This is a genomic window from Streptomyces sp. NPDC048257 (assembly GCF_043201855.1).
Lineage (GTDB): Bacteria > Actinomycetota > Actinomycetes > Streptomycetales > Streptomycetaceae > Streptomyces.
Window position 1 is genome coordinate 150242 of the sequence record NZ_JBICZI010000002.1, and the last position, 23287, is coordinate 173528.

Genomic DNA, 23287 nt, shown 5'->3' on the forward strand with positions numbered 1-23287 from the left:
GAAGACCATGGATCTCGCGGAGATCTGGCGGGTCATGCGCAGGCGCTGGTACGTGCTGCTGCCCGGACTGCTGATCACGGCGGCGCTCACCGCCGCCGTGTACCTGCTGGTCCCGGTGGAGTACCGGTCGCAGAGCACGGTGACGCTGCTGAACTCGAAGAAGGCCACGGTGGCCTTCGACGGCAACCCCTTCCTGAGCACCCAGGCCTCGCTCACCGGCATGGCCGACGGCCTGGCCCGCAACCTCAACTCCGACGACTCCAAGGCCGACCTCAAGGCCCTGGGCGTCACCGGAGTCCACGAGGCGAAGATCGCCGACAACGCGCTGGGCCCCTACATGTGGCTCAGCGTCGTCGGAACCGACCCGGCCGCCGTGCTGAAGTCGGACGAGATCCTCACCACCTACGCCGAGAAGCGGCTGCTGGAGTTCCAGAACCAGCAGTCGGTGACCCCCGACGCCATGATCCGGATGGCGACGATCGTGCCTCCCCAGAAGCCGGAGGCGCAGACCAAGGCCAGGCTCCAGTTCCTGGTCATGGCGGGCGTGCTGGGTTTCGTACTCAGCCTGGTGGCCACCTTCTTCGCGGAGGCCCGCCGGCGGAGGCGGTCCCCGCCCGGCAGGCACCGTCCCGCCCCCGGCGAGGACGGCGAGGCAGGTGAACCGGCCGCCGGCGACGCCGGCGACCCCACGGCCACCCTGCGCATGAGCGTCGCCCACCCGGCCGGCTCCGGCGCGGCCGGCTCCCGTACGGCCGGGTCACCGTGACCGGCCCCGCGGCGGACACCGAGAGCACCACCCCGGCGGCGCCGTCGCTGGGGCGCAAGGTCGGCTCCGCGGCCAAGTGGAGCCTGATCAACACCGTGGTCATGCGCCTCGGCAATTTCGTGACCGGCATCATCCTGGCCCGTTTCTTCCTCGGGCCCGAGGCCTGGGGCGTGTACGGGATCGCCCAGACCGTCCTGCTGGTCCTCCTCTCCGCCAACGAACTGGGCGTCTCCCTGGCGATCGTGCGCTGGGAGGGCGACCCACGCCGCTTCGCCCCGACCGTCCTCACCCTCAGCGCCGCCTCCAGCTGTCTGCTCTACGCCGTGCTGTTCGCGGTCGCCCCCGCGGTGGCCGGGGTGCTCGGCTCGCCCGAGGCCTCCGGCGTCCTGCGCGTGATGTGCCTGTGCGTGGTCCTCGACGGCCTGTCCCAGGTGCCCGCCGGCTTCCTCACCCGGGAGTTCGCGCAGGGCAGGAGGATGGCCGTCGACGGCCTCAACTTCGTCCTGAGCACCGCCGTGACCCTGCTGCTCGCCGTCCAGGGCTGGGGCGCGATGAGCTTCGCCTGGGGATCCGTGGTGGGCAACGTGGCCGCGCTCATCGGCTGCTGCCTCGCCGCCCCCGGCACCCTGAGGTTCGGCTGGGACCGGGAGCAGGCCCGGGCGCTGCTCCGGTTCGGGCTGCCGCTCGCCGGGGCCAGCATGCTCGCCCTCGGCGTGGTCAACGTGGACACCATGGTGGTCGGTTCCGCCCTGGACCCGCTGGCCCTGGGCTTCTACGTACTCGCCTTCAACATCTCCGGCTGGCCCGTCCGCATCATCTCCGAGGCCGCCCGCCGCGTCTCCTTCGCGGGCTTCTCCCGGCTGGCCGGCTCCCCGCAGGCGCTGGCCGCCGGATTCGGCCGCGCCCTCGGCGTCGTGATGGCGGGCACCGTGCCGATCTGCGTCCTGCTGGCCGCACTCGCCGCCCCCGTCGTGGAGCTCGTCTACGGCGAGCGCTGGCTGCCCGCCGCCCGGGCCCTGCCCTGGCTGATGGCGCTCGGCCTGGTCCGCATCGGCTGCGAGCTCGCCTACGACTGCCTGGTGGCCATCGGGCGGCGCCGTTCGCTCATCGGCGTCCAGGGACTCTGGCTGATCGTCCTGATCCCGGCGCTCGTCATCGGCGCCGGCACCGGCGGCATCGTCGGGGTGGCCCAGGGACACGTCCTGGTCGCCGGGGCCGTCGTGGTCCCGGTCTTCCTCCTCGCCCTGCACCGCGGCGGCATCCGCCTGGGCGCCGTCGCCCGGGTCTGCGCCTGGCCGTTCCTCGGCGGAGCGGTGATGGCCGCCGTACTCCTCCTCCTGGAGCGGTACCTGGGCGACAGCGTGCTCGCGCTGCTGGCGACCGGAGCGGCCGGCACCCTGTGCTACGTCCTGTGCGTCCTGCCCGGCCGGGCCCTGCTCAAGGGATAGGCAGCCGTGACACAGCACCGAAGGCGCCTCACGGCATGGCTGCTCGCCGGAGTGGTCCTGGCCGTCGTCCTCACCCTCTACCAGGCCGACCGCACCGGCACGGGCGAGCACTCCGCGGCGCCCGGCGCCACCGGGAGCGCCACGCCCTCCGCCACGCCACCACCCGTACCCCCGGCCTCGCCGGCCACCTCCGGCCCGCCGTCCCCGACCGCCCCGCAAGGGGCGAGCGAACCGCCGCCCCCCGCCCCCGCCTGCACCTCGCCCGGCACCTGCGGATTCCCCGACGCGAACAGCACCGGCCCGCGGATCGACCTGGAACGGCACGACACCGGGAACCTGTCCGTCAAGAAGGACGGCACGGTCATCAAGGGCTGGGACATCCGCGGTTCCCTCGACATCTACGCCAACGACGTCACGGTCATCGACAGCAGGATCACCTCGACCAACTGGTGGGGCATCAACCTGCGCCCCGGCTTCAGCGGACTGAAGGTCCTGCACACCACGATCACCGCCGTGCCGGGCAAGGGCCCCGACAACGGCGGGGTGAACTACGCGGTCTCGAACATGGGCGGCAGCTCGATCGAGGTCGGCTGGTGCGACATCTCCGTGTTCGGCAACGCCCTGTCCATGGGGCAGGGGGACCTGCACGACAACTACGTGCACGACCTCGTCGCCTTCCGCAACCAGGGCGGCGAATGGCAGCACACCGACGCCGTCATCAGCGGCGGCGGCAACAAGGGCCGGCTGACCGTCCGCCGCAACACCCTGCTCAACCCCACCGCCGTGGACCGGGGAGCGACCGCCGCCGTGGGCCTGTTCGCCGACACCGGAGTGGTCTCCTCCGTCGTCGTCGACGGCAACTGGCTGGCCGGGGGAGCGTACGCCCTCTACGGCGGCGGCCCGGGCGCCACCGGCATCCAGGTCACGAACAACGTCTTCTCCACCCAGTACCACCCGGCCAGTGGTGCCTACGGGACGGCCACCGCCTGGAACGCGGGCGGCGCCGGGAACGTGTGGAAGGGCAACCGCATGTCCGACGGCCGACCCGTCGACCCCCCACCCGCCCCCTGACCACCGAGAGGACCGACAGGACATGATGCGCCGGATCGCGCGGGCCCCCTGGGAACTGCTCAAGCGGACCTTCGGCTGGCTGGTGCTCTTCGAAGCCAGGAACAAGGTCCTGCTGGCCCCCTCCGCCCTGCGGCTGCGCCGCTTCGAGGACGCCGAGACCCGGCGGCTCGCCGCCGCCCTGGGCGAGCCACCGGCCGCCCTGGTCGCCACCGTCATCCCCACCCACCGGCGCCCCGGGGCACTGCGCGCGGCCGTCCGCTCCGCGCTGGACCAGACGGCGCGCGACCAGGTGGTCATCGTGGTCGACGACGGCGCAGGACTCCCCGAACTGCCCGACGACCCGCGGCTGTTCGCGGTGTCCCTGGCCCGCAACACCGCGACCGCCGGCGTCGTGCGCAACGTCGGCATCCGGCTGACCCGATCGCGCTACGTGGCCTTCCTGGACGACGACAACCTGTGGGAGCCCGACCACCTGGAGCAGGCCCTGGCCGTGCTGGAGGCACCCGGCGGGCCCGACGCCGTCTACACCGCGCTGCGCAGGGTGCTGCCCGACGGCACGGACCGGGACGTCCTGTCGGTGCCCTTCGACCGCCGCCGGGCCGCCCACGAAGCCTTCCTCGACACCAATGCCTTCGTGGCGCGGCGCAACCGGTCCCTGTACTTCAGCCGGTTGCGCCGCACCCCCGAGGTGCTGCCCCGCGAGGACTGGGAACTCGTCCGCCGCTACGGCCGCCGCCACCGGGTGCGCCACCTGCCCCGGGCGACCGTCCGCTACCTGGTCAACCCGGAGAGCTTCTACACCGCCTGGGACGGGCCGGCGCCCCGCGACTGATCAGGGGCCGGGCGTGGCCCGCAGCGCGGACGGGCTGGCCAGGGCGCGCGCGGCGGCCCGGCTGGCGGGCCGGCCGAGCGCCGCGCGGGAGGCCTCCCGCAGCAGGACGGCCGCGCGGAACGCGGCGGTCGCCGCGGGCCCGTGCCGGCGCCCGTAGAGCCGGACCCGGTTGAGCGTCAGCAGGGTCCACAGCCGCGGCGACACCTGCGAGTCGCCGCCCAGGTGCGTGGCCGCGGCCGCGGGCTCCAGCCGGGTGACGAAGCCGAGGTCACGGGCCCGCAGGCAGTACTCGGTCTCCTCCGAGTACAGGAAGAAGGACTCGTCCCAGGCCCCGCACGCCTCCAGGCACTGCCCGGACAGCGCCATCAGCGCGCCGGTGGCCCAGTCCGCGACCGTCGCCCGCTCGTACGCGGCCGGATCGGTGACCAGCTCGCTCCACCGCGGGAACCGCCCGGCCCGGCGGTTGCCCAGCACCGCCTCGCCGAGCGCCCGGGTCACGCGCGACTCGCGGCGCAGCGAGAGCAGGAGGGTACGGCCGTCCTCCTCGTACAGCAGCGGGACGCTGATCCCGACGCGGCCGCCGCCGGGCGCGGCGGTGCCGAGCGCGTCCACGAGCACCTTGGCGCATCCCTGCCGCATCCGGACGTCCGGATTGCAGACCAGGGCGGCCCGGAAGCCGCCCTCCCACACGGCGGCGGCGGCCAGGGCGGCGTTCACCCCGGCCGCGTAACCGGCGTTGCGGCCGGTCCGGACGACCGTCGCGTCCGGGGCCAGCGAGCGGATCAGGTCCACGGTGCCGTCCGCCGAGTCGTTGTCGGCGACGACCAGGCGCCAGTCGAGCCCGGCCATGCCCTCGGGCAGCGAGGCGAGGAACTCCGGCAGCACCGGGGCGCTGTTCCAGGTGACGACGAGGACCGCTACGGGGCCGGCACCCGGATCCGGTCGGCGGGCGGCGGGATGGCTGGACTGCATGGGGACTCCACGGTTGCGGGCTCCGGCGCCGCGCGCCGGACGAACCCGAGGTAGCTGCCTCCGGCGGCGATCGTCAGGAAGAACACCCCGGCGAACATCGGGAAGCTGAGGGCGTCGAAGGTGGCGGCGATGACGAGGGAGACCAGGGCCGAGGCGAAGAAGGCCTGCCCCAGCTCCCGGTCGGACTCGGTGCGGGCCAGCCTGCGGATGGCACCGCCCTGGTGGATCCCGGTGAACAGGAGGACCAGGAGCGCGAGCAGCCCCACGAGGCCCATCTCCGCCAGGGTGAGCATGTACTGGTTGTCGGTGAAGAAGAACAGCTCGGGCAGGAAGGTACCGAAGCCCCGCCCGAACAGCGGCCGTTCGGTGAGGTAGGGGACGATCGCGCTGTACTTGACGGTACGGGCCTGGGTGCTGCTGTCGGAGTTCGTCACGAACGAGGCGAAGAGCGCCGTGATGGTGCCGATCAGCCCGGGGATGATCACCTTGAAGCAGGCAACCGACCCCATCAGCAAGCCGATCGCGGCCCACCGCCGCTCCGGCTTCCAGCGCAGCACCATCACCAGGACCACGATGAGCGCCCCGATGATGGACGTCCGCGACACCGTCAGCGGCAGGGCGCCGCCCATCAGCACCACCGGACCCCAGCGCCGCCAGGCGCGCAGGTGCCGCCGTACCGGATCGAAGGCCTGCTGCACGGCGAAGGGCAGCATGACGGCGAGCATCCCGCCGAACTCCAGGGGCTGCGCGGTGGTGGACCGCGGCCGGGTGAAGGAGCCCCGGTCCAGGGTGGTGATCTGGGCGACGCTGGACTTCAGGCCCGGGATGCTGATGCTGTCGGCGATGTTCGTCGCGGTGAAGAAGTCGTAGTAGCCGATGGCGGCCACCACGGACCCCATCACCACGGCCCGGCGCATCAGTACGTCCAGGCGGGCACGGTCCTGGACCCCGGCGGAGATCAGCACCACCAGGGACACCCAGACGAGCAGCCCGATCAGCCCGCGGTCCGCCGCGAGGACCTCCTTGTGCGAGCTGCCGCGCATCGCGTTCGCGAGGTACGAGCCCAGCACGGAGAAGGCCAGCAGGCACATCACCACCCGCGGCAGCCGGGTACCGGGGGCCGGCCGGATCCGGCCGGTGACCCAGGTCGCCAAATACCAGAACAGGCACAGGAGCGCGAACACGTTGGCCGGGGTGCCCACCCCGCCCATCCCGGGCAGGGTCAGGTTCGAGGGGATGAAGAAGGCCAGGGCCAGATAGCAGCTCAGCAGGGCGGTCGCGTCCAGCTGCCGCCCCCACGGCTTGCGGCGGCCGCGCCCGCGGGCCGGGGCGGCCGAGGCGGCGCGCCGGCGGCGGACCGCCGCCAGCAGGCTGTCCGTCAGGAAGGAGAAGGTGAAGGCGGCCGTGGTGCCCAGGATGACGACGCCCAGCACCTGCTGGTAGCGGCTCTTCATCTGCGGCACCGGGGTCTGCGGCAGCACCACGGGGGCCGTCTGCACCATGTACGCGGGCTTGACCTTGGCCGCGGCCTGGAGCGCGTTGAGCGTCTCCCCGGCGAAGGCCGTCAGCTTGTTGGTCTCCTCCAGCACCTTGTCCCGGTCGGTCCCGGTGACGGCCAGCGTGAGCATCGGCCCCGAGGTGTTCGCGGCGAACCCGACCGTGTAGGGGTCGGTCACCCCGATGCCCTGGAGGTCCCGCGCCGCGTCCGTCCCTGACAGCGTCCTGATCAGCACGTCTGCGGTGACCACCAGCGAACCGCCGGCGTTCGAGATGGGATTGCCGAAGGCGGGGGCCAGTTCGGCCACCGCCGAGGAGTCGAGCAGCGCCACCGAGCTCTGCGACTGGTACGCCACCGGCACCGAACGGTACAGGTGGGCCCCCGCCAGCAGGCTGATCAGCGTCAGCGGCACCATCACGTACCAGCGCCGCCGGAGCACCGCGACGATCTCACCGATGCTCATGAACACCCCCCGGGAGACCCGCAATTGATGGCGGGCCTACCCATGTCCTGGAAAGATCGGTCACAACGGAAGGAATCCCTGTGTCGCCTGGTGAGTTGATCCGTGCGCTGCGTCGGCGCTGGTACGTCCTGGTCGTGGCGGCGGTGCTGACAGCGGCCGGAGCCGTGCAGGTGCTGCACCCCACCCAGACGTACCTGAGCACGGCGATCGTCGTGCTCAAGCCGCCGGTGACGGACAACCAGCCCAACCAACTGGCCAATCTGCAACCGCCGCTCGCCGCCGTCTCCTACGCGGCCGTGCAGCAGCTGGACTCGCCCGCCGGGACGCAGGAGCTCCGAGCCGCGGGCGTGCACGGCACGTACCGGATGATCCCGCGCAACAGCGGAACCAGCGTCACCCCCCGCTACCTGATCCCCTCGCTCCAGATCCAGGCGGAGCAGGACGACGCGGCCGCCGCCGACACGGCCGTCCGGAAGATCATCGAGATCTACACGAAGCACCTCACCGACCTGCAGACGCAGCAGGGCGTCCCGGACTCCGCACGGATGAGCGTGACCCTCCTGGTACCGCCCACCGCGGCGGTGCAGACCGGCAACAAGAGCCGGGGGCTGGCCGGGGCGGCCCTGCTGGGCGGGCTCGGCGCAGTGGTGGCGGCCCTGTGGACCGACCGGCTCCTGACACGCCGGAGCCGGCGCCGGCGCGATGCCGCCGCCGACGCCGGTCCGGTGGTGCGGGCCGAGGAGCCCGAGCGGGCCGCCCTCGCCGGGGCGGCCCGCTGAGCCGAACGCGGGGACCATCAGATTCCTCGGCGCTTCCAGGAACGCCACCACAGCCACTCCCGCCCGCGGTCGGCCACGGCCGAGAGCACGAGCGGCTGGAGGTAGGGCATGGTGCGCGCCCCGATGCGCCGGCGCCTGAGCAGCGCCCGGTACTCGGCCAGCGAGGTGTAGTCCTCGGGCAGGCACTCGGCCGCGAACTCCACGAGCTCGTCCACCGGTACCACCGCCGTGCGCCCCCGGTCGTACGCCCGGTAGGCACGCCGCAGCGCGTACCGGGCGAGCCGGGTGCGCGCCGACAGCGCCAGCCGGTCGGACCCCGGCAGCAGGTCGCCGCACTTGTCGAGCACCGAGTCGAAGGCGACGAGGCGCTGGCGCAGGTCGTCGAGCTGCCCCCCGAAGTCCGTGGTGGACATGTTGTTGCCGTGGACCCGGTAGAAGGCCTGGTCGGCCCCGCGGACGTAACCCACGTCGGCGTGCGCCGCGAGCCGCATCCACATCTCGACGTCACCGGCGTGCGGCAGCTCCGGGTCGTACCCCCCGACCTTGCGCTGGAGGCTGGTGCGCACGACCACCTCGGGTGAGGTGATGCACCCGGTGCCCTCCCGGAACCGCCGGTCCAGCCACCACCGTCCGGGGTAGACCACTGATCCGGTGCTCCGGGTCCGGGCCGCGGGCAGCGGCCCGCCGTGCCGGAAGCGCAGCGGCCGGCCGTAGCAGAAGCCCGCCTCCGGGTGCGCGTCGAGCAGGGCCGCCGCGCGCACCAGCGCCCCGGGGACCAGCCGGTCGTCCGCGGACAGCAGGGCGACGTAGTCCCCGTCCGCCCACTCCAGCAACCCCTCGTTGTAGGTGGCGATGTGCCCCTTGTTGCTCTCGTGGACCCGTACCTCGATCCGGGGGTCGGCGGCCGCCAGCGCGCGGGCGACCTCCGCGGAGTCGTCGGGCGAGGCGTCGTCGATGATCAGTACCCGTACGTCGACGCCCTCCTGCTCGTCCAGCACGCTCTTGACGCAGTCCGCCAGGAAGTGGCCGTACTTGTAGCAGGGGATCACCACACTGATGGTGCTCACTGCCCGCTCACCTCCGTGGACAGCCCCTCCTGCGAGGCGGCCGGGGCGGTGGTGGTGAAGATCGGGCCGACCCAGTAGTTCACCGAGCCGAAGGTGTTCGTCGGGAAGGCGGTGGCCGCCCCGTATGTGTAGAGCCCGTTGGCGCTGCCGGCCGTGTCGGCCGGGGCCACCAGCGGATAGGAACGGTGCGCGCCGGTGAAGTAGCCGCCGTCCACCGAGTAGTTGCCGTTTGGTGCGTGGTACGAGGCCACGTACGTGGTGCCCGCCGTGACGGGCACCGGCGTGGCGAACTGCAACTGCTGCCAGCCGGTCAGGGTCTCGCTGCCGAAGGTGCCGGTGGCCAGCAGGGTGCCGGAGGCGGACCACAGGCTGCCGGTGTGCGTGCCGGTGTTGCCGGGGCCCTTGTAGAAGGTGACACCGGTGATGTAGCCGTTCACCGCGGACTGGAAACGGGTGCCCAGCTCCGCGGAGTTGGCGTCGTCACCCACGTTGGCGGTGCTCGGCGTCGCGGCGCCGCTCCACAGGGTGCACGGGCAGTTCACCGTCGGCGGGCTCGCGCTGGTGGTGAAGTTCCAGGTGACGGGCGCCACCATGGCGTTGCCCCACAGGTCGGAGGCCTGGACGGACGCCGTGTAGGCGGAGTTCAGGGCCAGTTCGGTGGACGGGGTGAAGGTCGCGCTGTTGGATGCGCCGAGCACCTTGGTGCCCGGGACGGCGGCGCCGCCGGAGTCCTTCACGGAGAAGACCAGCGTGTCCGCGTCGATGGCGTTGCTGAAGGTGGCCGACACCGCCGCCGTGATCTGGGTGCCGGTCGCCGCGGACTGCGGCGAGGTGGCGGTGACGGTGGGCGGGGTCGTGCTCGCGGTGGCGGTGTCCAGGACCGCGTCCACCCAGTAGTTGCTGCCGGACGAGGCGGTGGACGGGAATCCGCCCGTGCCGCTGTAGCGGTAGACGCCGTTGCCGCCGTCGGTGCCGCTCTTCAGCGCGGTGAGGGGAGCCAGGCCCGCGTCGCCGGCAGCGAAGGTGGTGTCGAAGGAGTAGCCGCCGTGCGGGGCGAAGTAGGAGGCGACGTAGGTGGTGTTCGCCTTGACCGGCACCGGCGTGGCGAAGTTCAGCTGCTGCCAGCCGGACGCCGTCTCGTTGGTGAAGGTGCCGGTGGCCAGGCGCTGGCCGGCGCTGCTCCACAGGCTGCCCGTGTGGGTGCCGGTGTTGGCGGGGGACTTGTAGAAGCGGACCCCGGTGATCGAACCGGCCACCGAGGAGCGGATCTTGACGCCGAGCTCGACGGCGCTGCCGTCACCGGCGTTGACGGTGCCCGGCACGGCCGCGGCCGGCCACACCGTGCAGGGGCACTGCTGGGGCCCTACGGTCAGCGGCACCGTGGTGGTGGCGCCGATGTTCACGCTGTCGTCCACCGCGCGCACCTTGATCTGCGCGGCGCCCGGGACGGTCGGGGTCCACTTGTAGCTCCACGAGCCGAGGCCCGTGGTCGCCTTCCAGGTCGTACCGCCGTCGGTGGACACCTCCACCCGGGCGACCACGCCGCCGCCGGTGTCGGCGGCCGTGCCCGTGATCGTCACGGGCCGCAGCGCCGGTACGGTCGCGTTCGCCGAGGGGCTGGTCACGGCCACGGCCGGACCCACGGTGTCCGTGGAGGCGCTGGAGGCCACCAGGTCGCTCTGCAGCGACTTGGGCTGGACGCCCATGTCGGCGAACACGTTCACCGTGGCCTGCTGCATGCGCTTGTCCTCGGTGACCACCGCGTCGTCCGGGTTGCCGGTCGGCATGTTGGTCAGGCCCCAGGACCACTGCACCGTGCCCGCGCCGAACACCAGCGCGTGCGAGGTCTGGTCGCGGAAGGCCACCAGGCTGTGCGTCGCGGTGCCGTTCCCGTAGGTGTTGCCGTAGTCCTTCAGGAGCTTGCCGTCCTCGATGTCCACCGTGGTGGAGGACATCGTGATCTGTCCGGCGGGCCGGCTGGCGTTCTCCACGTCGCTGTCCCACTCGTAGCCGAGCGTGCCCGTGGGGAACGTGGCGGTCTGCGAGGGGGTGAGGTTCGCGACCGTGGTGTTGCGCCACAGCCGCTGCTTGGCGAAGGTGCCGGGCACCGTGATCGCGTCGCTGCGGTAGCCGTTGACGCTGAACATCGAACCGGTCAGCTGGTTCTGCGGCTGGTAGGGCCGTCCGTTCGTGGCACTGGCCGGGTCCATGAAGGTGCCCGTCCAGATCCCGCTCGGGTCGGGGATGCCGTTGGGCTGCGGGAAGGACAGCTTGGTCTCCTTGTACGAGACCAGCGTCCGGTTGGCGGTGCTGGCGCCGTCGATGCTCGGCGCGAGGCGGGTCTTCCAGAAGACCTCGTTGCCGCTGAAGTACGTCTGGTGGACTCCGGCCCGGCGCGCGTTCAGCGCGTTCGTGAACTGCTCCTGGGTCCAGTACTCGTCGTGCCCGGAGGACAGGAAGACCTTGTGGTTGCGCAGCAGGGTGCCGCCCCGGACCGACATGTCGATGCCGGACATGTAGCTCACGTCGTAGCCGTTGCGCTCCAGCCACGCGGCCATCTGGAACTCGGACCCGTAGATCCCGTTGTCCCCGCCGATGTCCATGGGCCGGTTGTAACTGACCTCGTACGCCCGCCCGTCCGGGGCCGGGCCGCCGCCGTCGTACAGGTCCTGGCCGCCGTAGTTGTTGTACGCCTGCCAGGTCTGGTCGCTGGTCTGCACGACGATGTCGGAGTGGCTGGAGTCGTTGCGGACGACGAACGGGTAGGGCATCACGCCGTTGCCGTCCGCCTGGTCGAAGTTGACGACGTAGAGCCCGGATACAGCGTCGGCCGGCACGGTCCACGTCGCGGTGACGGGCCAGTTCCCGCAGTCGACCAGGCCGGTGGCGGCCTTCTTGGCGCAGGCCGCCGGGTTCCCGCCCGGTGCGAAGTTCGCCGGGTAGGTCTGGGCCGCCTGGGCCGCGGTCGACATCAGGCGTGCCCCGCTGCCGCCGTAGTGGCCGAGGCGGTAGACCGAGACCTTGTACGACGTCGGCGACTGGACCTTGAACTGCACGCTCTCGCCGGCCTGGACGCTCGTCTGGGCCGGGAAGCCCTTGATGTCGCCGTAGGCGCTGGGTGCGAACCAGTCCTCCTTCGGCGTGCCGGGCTTGGAGTTCTCGCACACGATGGCGTTCGTGGTGGGACCGCAGGGATCGGCCGCGCCGGCCACCGCCGCCGGCGGCAGGACCGTGGCCGTCAAGGCCGCGACCACGGTGAAGAGACCGTAACGGAGCAACCTTGTCCGTCTGTTCATCTGGACCTCATTGTTTGCGTGAGCGCGCGGGGTCAGCGCAGGGCGTCGCGGAGGGTGTCCACGACCCGCTGCTGCTGGGCAGCGGTGATCTGCGGGAAGAGGGGGAGGGAGAGCATCCGGTCCGCCGCCTCTTCGGCGTGCGGGAAGTCGCCCCGGCCGTGGCCGAGATGACCGAAGGCCGGGGTGAGGTGGACCGGGGCCGGGTAGTGCACACCCGCACCGATGCCCTCCGCGTTGAGCTTGCCGACGACGGCGTCACGGTCGGCTCCGGCCACCCGGACGACGTACAGGTGCCACACGTGGACGTTGCCCTCCGCCGTGACCGGCAGCGTGACCCGCCCGGAGGCGGCGAGGTCGCCCAGCAGCCCGTCGTAGCGGGCGGCGGCGGCCCGGCGAGCCTCGTTCCCCTCCGCCAGCCGGGCCAGCTTCGCCCGCAGGACCACGGCCTGCAGACCGTCGAGCCGGCTGTTGAACCCGGCCACGTCGTGCCGGTACTTGGCGACGCCGCCGTGGTTGGCCAGGGCCCGGACCAGGTCCGCGCGCTCCTCGTCGTCGGTCACCACCGCGCCCGCGTCGCCGTACGCGCCCAGGTTCTTGCCCGGGTAGAAGCTGGTCGCCGCGATGCCCCCGCTGCCGGGGGAGCGGCCGTCGCGGGTCGCGCCCTGACTCTGCGCGGCGTCCTCGACGATCTTCACGTGTGACGGCAGCCCGGCCGCCAGCTCCGCGGTGGCGGCGCACTGCCCGTAGAGGTGGACGGGGACCACCGCGCGGGTGGCCCTGCCGACGGCCTCCAGTGCGGCCCGCGAGTCCATCAGCAGGGTGTCGGGGAGGCAGTCGACCAGCACCGGCCGGGCGCCGATCCGGGCGACGGCGCCCGCGGTGGCGATGAAGGTGTTCGCCGGCAGCACCACCTCGTCGCCCACGCCCACCCCGGAGGCGCGCAGGGCCAGTTCGAGTGCGTCGGTGCCGTTCGCGACCCCCACGCAGTGCCCGGCCCCGGCGAACGCGGCGTACTCGCGCTCGAACGCGCGGACCTCCGCCCCGCCGATGAAGGCGGTGTCGGCGAGCACACGGTCGAATCCTGCCCGTAATGCGTCGGCGACCTCGGCGTGCGCCGCCTTCAGGTCGACGAGCGGTATCTGGTTCATGCGACTGTGCTCCCCATCCGTGTCTCCGGCCACCGGCCGGTCTCCTCCCCGTCGGCCCGCAGCTCGTCGAGCGCCGGACCACCCGCCTCGCGCAGCCGGCGGGCGGGGCTCCCGGCCCACACCTCACCGGGCGGCACGTCGGACAGGACCGTGCTTCCCATACCGGTCAGCGACCAGGCGCCGACCGTCGTGCCCTCGCGCACCAGCGCCCCCGCGCCCACGTACGCCCCGCGCCCCAGCCGCACTCCGCCGCCGAGGCGGACACCCGAGGCGAGCGTGGCGAAGTCCCCGACCCGGTCGTCGTGGGTGAGCACCACGTGCGGCATCACCGCCACGTGGGACCCGACCCGGACGGCGGCCGTCAGCACGCTGTGCGCGAGCAGGACCGAGCCCGCGCCGAGCAGCGAGGACCCCGACACCACGGCCGTGGGGTGGACCACCGTCGCGTAGCGGTTCCCGGACAGCCCCAGGCGCCGTACCAGCCGGGCCCGTACGGCGTAGTCGCGCGGACTGCCCACACAGACCACGACCCGGGCGGCCGGCAGCTCGTGCACGAGGTGGCTGCCGCCCAGCACCGGCACCCCGTCGACCTGCCGGCCGTGCAGGGCCGGATCGTCGTCGAGGTGCCCGGCGAGCCGCCACCGCGGGGCGCGGCCGTACGCGGCGGCCGCCGCGCCGGCGTCCCGTACCGCCTGGGCGGTCTCGCGCGCGAAGCCGCCCGCGCCGACGATCAGCAGATCCTCGGTCCGCTGCGGCGGGCCGCTCATCCGGCCGCCCGTTCGCGCAGCACCGCCACCACCCGGTCCTGCTGTTCCCGCGTCATGGTGTGGAACAGCGGCAGGATCAGGGAGTCGCGGCTGATCCGCTCGGTGACCGGCAGCGCCGCCGCGCCGTGGTCCGCGTAGGCCGGCTCCAGGTGCGACGCCATGATCCCGCGCCGGGCCGAGACCCCGGCCCCGGAGAGCACCGCGAGCAGCTCGTCCCGGCCCAGGGGGAAGTCCTCGGCCAGCAGCACCCAGTACGACTGGAAGTTGCCCTGGCCGTGACCGGGGTCGCGGACCGGCCGCAGGCCCGGGATCCCGCTCAGCAGCTCCGTGTACCGGGCGGCGAGCGCGCGCCGCCGGGCCACGATCTCGTCCAGCCTGCCGAGCTGCACCAGGCCGACCGCGGCCTGGATGTCGGTCATCCGGTAGTTGTAGCCGACCTCCAGGTAGCTCTCGACGATCGGCTTGCTGCTCGCGTGCCGCTGCGCTGCCGACACGTTCATGCCGTGCTCGCGCAGTCGGCGCAGCCGCTCGGCCCACTGTGCGTCGTCCGTGGTCAGCATGCCGCCCTCGCCGGTGGTGATCACCTTGCGGGGGTGGAAGGACCAGGCGGCGAGCAGTGCGCCGTGGCCCACCGACTTGCCGCCGACCGTCGCGCCGATGCCGCAGGCGGCGTCCTCGACCAGGGCGACGTCCCAGTCGGCGCACGCCGCGCGCAGGGCGTGCACGTCCGCGGGCACCCCGCCCTGGTGGACGGCGAGCACCGCCCTGGTCCTGGGCGTGCGGACCGCGTCCACGGTGGCCGGGGTGAAGTTGCCGGTGGCTTCCTCGACGTCCGCGAACACCGGCCGCGCACCCACGTAGCGCACGGCGTTGGCCGTGGCGATGAAGGACAGCGAGGGGACGATCACCTCGTCGCCCGGCCCGAGGTCCAGCGCGATCAGGGCCAGGTGCAGGGCGGTGGTGCACGAGCTCACCGCGATGCCGTGCTCGGCGCCCACCCGCTCCGCGAAGGCCCGCTCGAACTCGGCGACCCGGGGACCCTGGGCCACCCAGCCGGAGAGCACCGCGTCGGCGGCGGCCTTCGCCTCCTCCTCGCCGAGCCAGGGCACCATCACCGGGATCCGGGCCGTGGCTGCGTCCGGGGCGCTCATCGGGCCGTGTCCGCGGCCGCGTCGGTGGCGGCGGGGGCACCGGCGTCGGCGGCGGGGGCACCGGCGTCGGCGGCCCGCTCGGCCCGCCACCAGTCCACCAGGTCCCGCAGCCCGCTGCGCAGGTCGATCTCGGCGGTGAAACCGAGGCGCCCGGCGGCCTGCGAGGTGTCCGCGAGCCGGCGCGTCACCCCGTTCACGGCGCGGGCCGGACCGTGCTCGGGCACCAGGCCGTCCGCGCCCATCGCCTCCAGCAGGCCGAGCGCGAGGTCGAGCAGGCTGGTCTCGGTCCCGCTCGCGACGTTGAAGACCTCGTCGGTCAGATCCGACTCCGCGGCCAGCAGGTTGGCCCGCGCGATGTCCCGGACGTGGACGAAGTCCATGGTCTGCGTGCCGTCACCGAGGATCAGCGGCGGCTCGCCCGCGGCGATCCGCTCCATCCAGCGGATCAGCACCTCGGTGTAGAGCCCGTGGATGTCCATCCGGGGCCCGTACACGTTGAAGTAGCGCAGCGCCACGTAGTCCAGCCCGTACATGGAGTGGAAGCTGCGCAGCACCCCCTCGTTGAAGGCCTTCGCCGCCCCGTAGAAGGTGTCGTTGTTGTACGCGTGGTGGCGCTCGGTGGTCGGGAAGGTCTCGGCCAGGCCGTAGACCGAGGCCGAGGACGAGGCGATGACCTTGCCCACCCCGGCGGCGGCCGCCGCCTCCAGCACGTTGAAGGTGCCGTCCACCATGACCTCGTTCGCCAGCCGCGGCTCCTCCGCGCACTGGGTGATCCGGATGGCCGCGAGATGGAACACCAGCTCGGCGCCCTCCGTCGCCTTGCGCACCGCGGCCACGTCGCGGATGTCGCCCTCGACGACGTCCACCACGCCGCTCGGCAGGGCGCGGGCCAGGTTCGCCGTCCGCCCCCGCACGAAGTTGTCGAGCACCACGACCTCGCGTGCCCCGTTGTCCACCAGCAGGTCCACCAGGTGCGAGCCGATCGTGCCCGCCCCTCCGGTGACCAGAATCCTCTTGCCTCGTACGCTGCTCAACGCCCTGCCCCCACTGAATCGGTCGTGGTCTTGCGTGTGATCGGACCGGGAACGGTCAACGCCCGGTGCGGAGTCCGACGACCGCTCCGCGGAACTCCAGGCTCCGGGAAGCGGCTTCCAGGATGTCCAGCACCTTCAGACCGGCCCGGCCGTCGGTCAGTGGCGCCCGGCCCGTCCTGATGGACGCGGCGAACTCCTCGACCATGCTGCGCAGGGCCTCCTTCTCACCGATCGCGGGCGCCACCATGTCGCCGGTCCGGTAGGAGACGAGCATGTCCCGGCGCTCGTCGGCGCCGATCTCCTGCGGGGTGCTCAGGTCCACGCCGCGGTCGAACACCGAGACGCGCTGCGTGGGGTTGAGGTCGTCCCACACCAGGGTGCGCTTGGAACCGCCGACCATGGTGGTGCGCACCTTCGTCGGGGAGAGCCAGTTGACGTGCACGTGCGCGATGGCGCCGGTGTTCAGCTGGAGCGTCAGATAGGCCACGCACGACTGGCCGGCCCCGATCGGATCGGCTCCGTGGGCGGCGACCGCGACCGGCTGGACGTGGTCCGGGAGGATGAAGTCCAGGACGGAGAGGTCGTGGGGGGCCAGGTCCCACAGGACGTCGATGTCCTTCTGGACGAGCCCCAGGTTGATCCGTACCGAGTCCACGTAGTGGATGTCGCCGAGTTCGCCGGAGCGGACCATCTCCCGGATCCGGCCCACCGCCGGGGTGTAGCAGTACGTGTGGTCGCACATCAGGGTGAGGCCGCGCTCCTCGGCCTCGTTCACCAGCCGCAGCCCGTCCTCGTACGTGGCGGCCAGCGGTTTCTCCACGAGGACGTGTTTTCCGGCGCGCAGGGCGGCCAGCGCGACGTCCAGATGCGTGCCCGCCGGAGTGGCCACGGCGACCGCGTCGACCTCGGGGTCGGCGAGGACCGCCGCGTAGTCGCCGGTCGCCTGGACCGTGGAGTACCCGCCGAGCACCTGCCGGGCCCGGTCCACGTTCAGGTCGCAGAGCCACCGCAACCGGAACTGCTCACTGGACTGGAAGTTGCGGACGAGATTGGGGCCCCAGTAACCCGCGCCGACCACGGCGACACCTAAGGGGGCCGCGGACCCCCGGCCGGTGGCGCCGGCGCCCTGCCCCGCATCCTTCGCGGTGTCCTTCACAGCGTTCCCCTTCCTTCCGCGCACGCCGAACGGCGTGACGCCAACTCCTCGCCGGGACGCGTGTGATGGAGGGAAGAGCCGTCGACGGCAGCCCGGACGCCTGCGCGTTCCGTGCGTGACCTGCTCAACGGTGATGGCCCCCCACAACCGATGCTCAACGTGCTTCGCGTGCTTCGCCCCCCGGCCGGCCGCCTGTTCCCCACAAGCAGCCGAACCCGTACCGCCTACCGCCCCGGGCCGTCTCCTACGGCCCGCCCGTTCCGGAATCCGGGCGTCGCCGAAGCGTGCCCAATCCGGTCGGCGCCGCTCAATCTAGTCCACCGGGCTTACCCCCGGGCAGAGTTGAGGTAATCGCCTGGAGCGGGTGTTCGGCCGTGCATACTGCCCGGGTGACCAGCATCGTGATCCCGGCCCACAACGAGGGCCGGGTCATCGGCCGGCTCCTCGACGCGCTCCTGGCCGACACCTCGGCGTCCGGGCCCGACATCGTCGTGGTGTGCAACGGCTGTACGGACGACACCGCCCGCGTGGCGGCCGGGCGCGGCGACCGCGTCCGCGTGGTGGAGATCCCGACCCCCTCCAAACACACGGCGCTTCGGGTCGGCGACGAGCACGCGCGGGGCTTCCCCCGGCTGTACGTGGACGCCGACGTCGTCGTCGGGGCCGCCGATGTACGGGCCCTCGCGGGCGCCCTCGACCGGAACCCCGGCCTCCTTGCCGCGGCCCCCGGCCGGGACATCCCGCTGGCCGGCTGCGCCTGGCCGGTCCGGGCGTACTACCGGGTGTGGCAGCGGCTGCCCGCCGTCCGTGAGGGCCTGTTCGGCCGGGGGGTCATCGCGGTGACCGAGCCGGGGCACGCGCGGATCGCCGCGCTGCCGCCGCTGATGGCCGACGACCTGGCCGCGTCCCTCGCCTTCGGGCCGGGGGAGCGGCGCGTGGTCGAGGAGGCCCGGGTCGTCGTCCGTCCGCCGCGCACCTGGTCCGATCTGATCAGGCGGCGGATCCGCGCGGCGACCTCCTCCGCCGAGTTCGAGCGCTTCCAGGCGTCGGAGCAGGCACCCGGGCCGGGGCCCCGGCCCGTGTCCGGGCAGGCCGCCGCCGCGTCGCCGGCCGCCGCACCGACGGCGCGCACCGGCACGGCCGATCTGCGCGCCCTGCTGCGCGCCCAACCGGCGCTGCTGCCGGCGGTGGTGGTGTTCGTGGTGGCCGCCCTCGCCGCCCGCCGCGGCTCCCGGAAGGCCATCCGCAACCAGGACTACTCCACCTGGCTGCGGGACGAGAGCAGCCGGCAGGGCTGAGCCTGCGGCGTGCGGCCGAGTCCCGCTGTACGCACCACAGTTGGGCCGTACACCCATTAGGGTTCCACTCGCACGTTCGAGTGAACTCAGTCCGTCGGCACCGGGAGCTCCAGAGCATGTACCTCGCGGACCGCTCCGCGCCCACGGGCACGAAGCCCGCACCGGACCGGGGACCCGTCCGGGCTCCCGCGGTCGCCTCGACCGTCCTCGCGCTGGGCACGGTCAGCATGATCACCGACATCTCCTCCGAGATGGTCACGGCCGTCCTCCCGCTCTACCTGATCGCGGGACTGGGCCTGAGCCCCCTCGGCTTCGGGGCCCTCGACGGCGTCTACAACGGGGTCAGCGCCCTGGTGCAGCTGACCGGGGGCCACCTCGCCGACCGCGTCCGCAACCACAAGCTGATCGCCGGCATCGGCTACGGCCTGTCCGCCCTGTGCAAACCGCTGCTGCTGTTCGCCCACGGCCTGGGCCCGATCAGCGTGATCCTCACCCTGGAACGCACGGGCAAGGGACTGCGCACCGCCCCGCGCGACGCACTGATCTCCCTTTCCACACCACCCGAGTTACAGGGGCGCGCCTTCGGTGTGCACCGGGCGATGGACACCACCGGGGCGCTGCTCGGCCCGCTCGCCGCCTTCCTCATCCTGAGCGTCGCGGTCGACGGCTACGACGCCGTCTTCGGCGTCAGCGCCTGCGTCGCGGTGCTCGGCGTCCTGGTGCTCATGCTCTTCGTCCCGCCCGGCGACGGTGGCACCCGGCCCCGGACACCCCGCCCGCCCCGGCCCTCCGCCGCCACCACCGCCGCCGCCGAGCGACCGGCCCCCGTACGCCTGCGCGACGCCCTGGGCCTGCTGCGTCTGCCCCGGCTGCGCAACCTGGCCGTCTGCGCCGTCCTGCTGGGCCTGACCACCGTCAGCGACGCCTTCGTCTACCTGCTCCTGCAACGCCGCACCGGCATCGGCGACCAGTGGTTCCCGCTCCTGCCGCTGGGCACCGCCGCCGTGTTCCTGCTGCTCGCCGTGCCCGCCGGGGCCCTCGCCGACCGGATCGGCCGGCGCACCGTGTTCCTCACCGGGCACGCGCTCCTGCTGGCCGGCTACGGGCTGTTGCTGTGGGCCCCCGCCTGGCCGGCGCTGCCCTACCTCGTGCTCGCGCTGCACGGCATGTTCTACGCCGCCACCGACGGAGTGCTGCCCGCCGCCGTCGCCGCCACCGTCCCCGGGGAGCTGCGCGCCACCGGCCTGGCCCTGGTCGGCACCGGCCAGGCACTGGCCCGCTTCGGCTGCTCGCTCGCCTTCGGCGGGGCGTGGACGCTGTGGGGCACCGGCCCTGCTCTGGCCGCCGCCGCGGCCGGCCTGCTCTGCTGCGCGGCCGTCGCCGGCTTCGTCCTGCGTCCGGCGGCGCCGGACGCCATCCCGCCCCACCCGAACCGAAGCCCGTGAGGCCCCCAGATGACCTTGTCGTTGTCACGCCGCCTGCTCGTCCTCGCGGTGGCGGTACTGCTGCTCGGGGGCCTCGCCGCCACGCTGGTGCTGCGCGCCGCCTCCCGCGACGACAAGCCGTCGGCGGGCGGCCCGAAGGTCGCCGCGGGATCCGTCACACTCGACCGGCCCGGCGTCCTGGCCTTCCTCAACGGCGGGCAGGGTCCGCACCGCGGGGCCCTCGCCTCGGTCCCGGCCGACGCGCCCGAGTCCGAGCGCACCGCCTCCGCACTCGACTGCCGGCGCTTCCACGCGGCCGCGGGCACGGGCGTGTGCCTGCGCTCCCAGCCGGGCGCGCTCGCCCAGGACAACAAGGCCCTGATCGTCGACGCGAAGCTGCGCACGCTGCGCAGCTTCCCCCTCGCGGGCACCCCCAGCCGGGCCCGGGTCTCGCCCAGCGGCCGGTTCGCCGCCTGGACCGTCTTCGTCTCCGGCGAGTCCTACGGCGCCGCGTTCTTCTCCACCCGCACCGCGATCGTGGACACCCGTACCTGGAAGCTGGAGGCGAACCTGGAGGAGTTCGCCATCTCCATGGACGGCAGGGACTACCGCGCCCAGGACGTGAACTTCTGGGGGGTCACCTTCTCCAGGGACGACGACACCTTCTACGCCACCGTCTCCACCGGCGGCGAGACCCACCTGGTCAAGGGCTCGATCTCCGGGCGCAGCGTCACCACCCTCGCGAAGAACGTCGAATGCCCGTCCCTGTCCCCGGACGAGACGCGCATCGCCTACAAGAAGCGGGTCCGGGCCGGAGCCTCGCTGTGGCGCGAGCACGTGATGGACCTCGGGACCCTGCGCGAGCACGCGCTCGCCGAGAAGCGCAGCGTGGACGACCAGGCCGCCTGGCTCGACGACCGTACCCTCGCCTACGGCCTGCCCACCGACGGCGCCGCCGACAGCACGGACCTGTGGACCGTGCCCGCCGACGGCAGCGGCGCCCCGCGGCTGCTGGCCCCGGGGGCCTCCTCGCCGGCCCGCCTCGGCTGAGGGGCCGGAGCGGACCGGGGGAGCGGGGCATCGGGGAAGGGGTCAGATCCCGTCCACGAAGGCCCGCACCCGTGCGACGAGTGCGGCGTTGTCGCGGATCCACCCGTAGTGCCTGCTGCCTCGCGTGTCCGCACCGAGCGCGAGCTCCCAGTACGTCACCCGCGCGCTCGTGAGCTTGTCGCAGAGCCCCCGCACGCCTGCGGGCGGGGCCATGCCGTCGCCCCGGACGGCCACCGCCAGCACCGGCAGGTCCAGCTTGGCCAGCCAGGGCTCGAAGTCCACCGGTGAGGACGGCACGTCGTAGCGGCCCGTTCGGGCCTGGGTGGCCATGTCCCGCAGGATCTGAGCGGAGTCGTTCCCCAGCACCTTGACGCGCCGGCCGGGGAAGTACCCGTACACCGAGGCGAACGCGGCCGCGAGCTGGAACCCCGCGAGCATCCCCAGGCTCTGCGGGAAGGGCCAGCCGCGGTAGTGGCAGGACGGGGCGCCCACCAGGATCGCGCCCGCCGCCATGTGCGGCTCCTGGCTGAGGTAGAGCGTGCCGAGCTGCCCGCCGAGGCTGTGCCCCAGCAGGTGGCGCGGCGCCCCGGGGAAGGCGGCCCCGACCGCCCGGAACAGCGCGGGGTAGTCGTACGCCACCATCTCGTGGTAGCCGTAGCGCACCCCGCGCCGCACGTGGACCGAGCTCGTGCCCTGCCCCCGCAGCTCACCGACGGCCACCTGGAACCCCGCCCCTACGAGGGCCTCCGCCAGCGGGGTGTAGGAGGCGGCCCTGGTGCCCATGGCGGGCATGCACACCAGCACCGGCGCCGTCGGCTCGTCGGGCCTGCGGTGGAGCCGGACCTCCGCCGTGGCGCCGTCCTCGGCGCGCACGGTCTCCGTGGTCACATCGGTGGACGGAATTACAGGCCTCCCTCGCTCGTGGCCAGCCGGCGCATCTCACGGAACACGTTCAGCAGCTGGATCTCGCTCGACCCCTCGAAGATCGTGAGGGCGCGGGCGTCCCGCCAGCGCTTCTCGACCCCGTAGTCGGCGGCGATCCCCCGCCACCCGTACAACTGCAGGATCTCGTTGGAGGCACGCACGGCGAGCTCGGTGGCCGCGTACTTCGCCATGGAACTCTCCTTGCCGAAGGGCAGCCCCTGGTCGGCCAGGCTCGTCGCCTCCTCCAGCAGCTTGCGCGCGCTGCACAGTTCCACGTACAGCCGCCCCAGGGTCAGCTGCACGTGGCTCAGGGTGTCCATGCGGTCGTCGGGGTACACCCGGCGCTCGCCCACCCAGGTCAGCGCGTCCCGGAGCATGGCGGCCACGAGCCCCGTTCCGCAGGCGGCCCCGCCGATCCGGATGGTCGCGAGGAGCTCGTTCAGCAGGAACTCGCCGTCGCCGGCCCGCCCGATCAGGCTGATCGGCTCCAGGGCCACGTCCTCGAAGGTCACCGAGGGCGTGGACAGGCAGCGGAAGGCCGCCTTGTCGATGTCCTCGCTCACGGTCACCCCCGCAGCGTCCCGCGGAACGGCGAAGAACGACAGACCGCGTTTGCGGTTGTCCATCACCGTGTTGGCCAGAACGATGAACACATCGGCGACGGACCCGTTCCCGGACATGCACTTGCCGCCGTTGAGCAGCCAGCCGGACTCCGTCTGCACGGCGCGGGTGCCGGCCGCCAGCAGGTTGGAGCCGTTCTCGGGCTCGGTGAGCCCGAGTGCGGCGTACCCGTTGTCCTTCAGGAGCCGGGTGACGAAGAGCTCCTTCTGCTCCGGGGTTCCGGCGGCGACCACGGGATGCAGGGCGCCGCGGTTGAACACCAGCGTCCAGGTCATCCCCGGACAGACCGCCGACAGCTCGCCGATGCCCTCGGCGAACTCCGTGTAGGAGAGCCCGGCGCCGCCCAGCTCCTCGGGAAAGGCCGCGTTGAGGATCCCCTCGGCCGCCGCCCGTTCGTGGATCGCGACGGGGAACGACCGCTCCTCGTCGTAACGGCGGACGTGCGGCGCCATCACCTCATCGGCAAACGTGCGGAACGTCTGCTTCCACTCTGATCGACTGCGTGATTCTTCCACGACCATC

Annotated in this window: 19 protein-coding genes; 8 read left to right on the forward strand and 11 right to left on the reverse strand. The window is 72.8% G+C overall.

The annotated features are described in order from the left end of the window. The first annotated feature begins 7 nt into the window (after positions 1–7). Genes ACGFZK_RS04725 through ACGFZK_RS04740 form a run of 4 tightly spaced genes read left to right on the forward strand, consistent with a single transcriptional unit; the run spans position 8 to position 4117 of the window. Positions 8–766, forward strand: coding sequence for a chain length determinant protein (locus tag ACGFZK_RS04725; protein WP_393847388.1), 759 nt, complete (start codon positions 8–10; stop codon positions 764–766). Then, positions 763–2214, forward strand: a complete 1452-nt coding sequence (locus tag ACGFZK_RS04730; protein ID WP_393847389.1) for an oligosaccharide flippase family protein — start codon at positions 763–765, stop codon at positions 2212–2214. The genes ACGFZK_RS04725 and ACGFZK_RS04730 overlap by 4 nt, the downstream gene beginning before the upstream one ends. Positions 2215–2220: 6 nt before the next feature. Beyond that, complete coding sequence (locus ACGFZK_RS04735) at positions 2221–3285, forward strand: hypothetical protein (RefSeq protein ID WP_393847390.1); 1065 nt, start codon at positions 2221–2223, stop codon at positions 3283–3285. 22 nt (positions 3286–3307) lie between these two features. Continuing rightward, on the forward strand, positions 3308–4117 hold the full coding sequence (locus ACGFZK_RS04740) for a glycosyltransferase family A protein (protein ID WP_393847391.1): 810 nt from the start codon (positions 3308–3310) through the stop codon (positions 4115–4117). Here the strand turns inward: ACGFZK_RS04740 and ACGFZK_RS04745 are convergent, their stop codons facing one another. Together ACGFZK_RS04745 and ACGFZK_RS04750 are read right to left on the reverse strand one after the other, a co-directional pair. Beyond that, positions 4118–5089: a glycosyltransferase gene (locus ACGFZK_RS04745; RefSeq protein ID WP_393847392.1), complete on the reverse strand. Its 972-nt coding sequence runs from the start codon at positions 5087–5089 to the stop codon at positions 4118–4120. Then, positions 5035–7050: an O-antigen ligase family protein gene (locus tag ACGFZK_RS04750; RefSeq protein WP_393847393.1), complete on the reverse strand. Its 2016-nt coding sequence runs from the start codon at positions 7048–7050 to the stop codon at positions 5035–5037. The genes ACGFZK_RS04745 and ACGFZK_RS04750 overlap by 55 nt, the downstream gene beginning before the upstream one ends. Before the next feature lie 80 nt (positions 7051–7130). Between ACGFZK_RS04750 and ACGFZK_RS04755 the strand changes: the two genes are divergently transcribed. Continuing rightward, positions 7131–7829, forward strand: coding sequence for a hypothetical protein (locus ACGFZK_RS04755; RefSeq protein ID WP_393847394.1), 699 nt, complete (start codon positions 7131–7133; stop codon positions 7827–7829). Positions 7830–7846: 17 nt separating this feature from the next. Here ACGFZK_RS04755 and ACGFZK_RS04760 read toward each other — a convergent pair whose 3' ends face one another. From ACGFZK_RS04760 to ACGFZK_RS04790, 7 genes are read right to left on the reverse strand one after another with little or no spacing between them, the layout of a single operon-like run. Further along, a complete protein-coding gene (locus ACGFZK_RS04760; protein ID WP_393847395.1) occupies positions 7847–8896 on the reverse strand; it encodes a glycosyltransferase in 1050 nt (349 codons plus the stop codon). Continuing rightward, positions 8893–12192, reverse strand: coding sequence for a DUF4082 domain-containing protein (locus ACGFZK_RS04765; RefSeq protein WP_393847396.1), 3300 nt, complete (start codon positions 12190–12192; stop codon positions 8893–8895). The genes ACGFZK_RS04760 and ACGFZK_RS04765 overlap by 4 nt, the downstream gene beginning before the upstream one ends. 32 nt (positions 12193–12224) lie before the next feature. Further along, positions 12225–13340: a DegT/DnrJ/EryC1/StrS family aminotransferase gene (locus tag ACGFZK_RS04770; protein WP_393847397.1), complete on the reverse strand. Its 1116-nt coding sequence runs from the start codon at positions 13338–13340 to the stop codon at positions 12225–12227. Further along, positions 13337–14107, reverse strand: a complete 771-nt coding sequence (locus ACGFZK_RS04775; protein ID WP_393847398.1) for a NeuD/PglB/VioB family sugar acetyltransferase — start codon at positions 14105–14107, stop codon at positions 13337–13339. The genes ACGFZK_RS04770 and ACGFZK_RS04775 overlap by 4 nt, the downstream gene beginning before the upstream one ends. After that, positions 14104–15258, reverse strand: coding sequence for a DegT/DnrJ/EryC1/StrS family aminotransferase (locus ACGFZK_RS04780; RefSeq protein ID WP_393847399.1), 1155 nt, complete (start codon positions 15256–15258; stop codon positions 14104–14106). Before ACGFZK_RS04780 ends, ACGFZK_RS04775 begins: the two co-directional genes overlap by 4 nt. Further along, complete coding sequence (locus tag ACGFZK_RS04785; RefSeq protein WP_393847400.1) at positions 15255–16292, reverse strand: NAD-dependent epimerase/dehydratase family protein; 1038 nt, start codon at positions 16290–16292, stop codon at positions 15255–15257. Before ACGFZK_RS04785 ends, ACGFZK_RS04780 begins: the two co-directional genes overlap by 4 nt. 55 nt (positions 16293–16347) lie before the next feature. Beyond that, entirely contained in the window at positions 16348–17448 is a 1101-nt protein-coding gene (locus tag ACGFZK_RS04790; RefSeq protein WP_393847401.1) for a Gfo/Idh/MocA family protein, read from the reverse strand. A gap of 389 nt (positions 17449–17837) precedes the next feature. Between ACGFZK_RS04790 and ACGFZK_RS04795 the strand changes: the two genes are divergently transcribed. From ACGFZK_RS04795 to ACGFZK_RS04805, 3 genes are all read left to right on the forward strand, one after another. Then, the gene (locus ACGFZK_RS04795) at positions 17838–18746 is read left to right on the forward strand and encodes a glycosyltransferase (RefSeq protein WP_393847402.1); all 909 of its coding nucleotides are present in this window, start codon (positions 17838–17840) and stop codon (positions 18744–18746) included. A 116-nt stretch (positions 18747–18862) separates the two neighbouring features. After that, complete coding sequence (locus tag ACGFZK_RS04800) at positions 18863–20191, forward strand: MFS transporter (RefSeq protein ID WP_393847855.1); 1329 nt, start codon at positions 18863–18865, stop codon at positions 20189–20191. A 9-nt stretch (positions 20192–20200) separates the two neighbouring features. Continuing rightward, on the forward strand, positions 20201–21220 hold the full coding sequence (locus ACGFZK_RS04805; RefSeq protein WP_393847403.1) for a TolB family protein: 1020 nt from the start codon (positions 20201–20203) through the stop codon (positions 21218–21220). 42 nt (positions 21221–21262) lie between these two features. On the opposite strand, the gene ACGFZK_RS04810 is transcribed toward ACGFZK_RS04805, so the two are convergent. Together ACGFZK_RS04810 and ACGFZK_RS04815 are read right to left on the reverse strand one after the other, a co-directional pair. Beyond that, positions 21263–22108, reverse strand: a complete 846-nt coding sequence (locus ACGFZK_RS04810) for an alpha/beta fold hydrolase (protein WP_393847404.1) — start codon at positions 22106–22108, stop codon at positions 21263–21265. A 14-nt stretch (positions 22109–22122) separates the two neighbouring features. Further along, on the reverse strand, positions 22123–23286 hold the full coding sequence (locus ACGFZK_RS04815) for an acyl-CoA dehydrogenase family protein (protein WP_393847405.1): 1164 nt from the start codon (positions 23284–23286) through the stop codon (positions 22123–22125). Between the last annotated feature and the right edge of the window lies 1 nt (position 23287).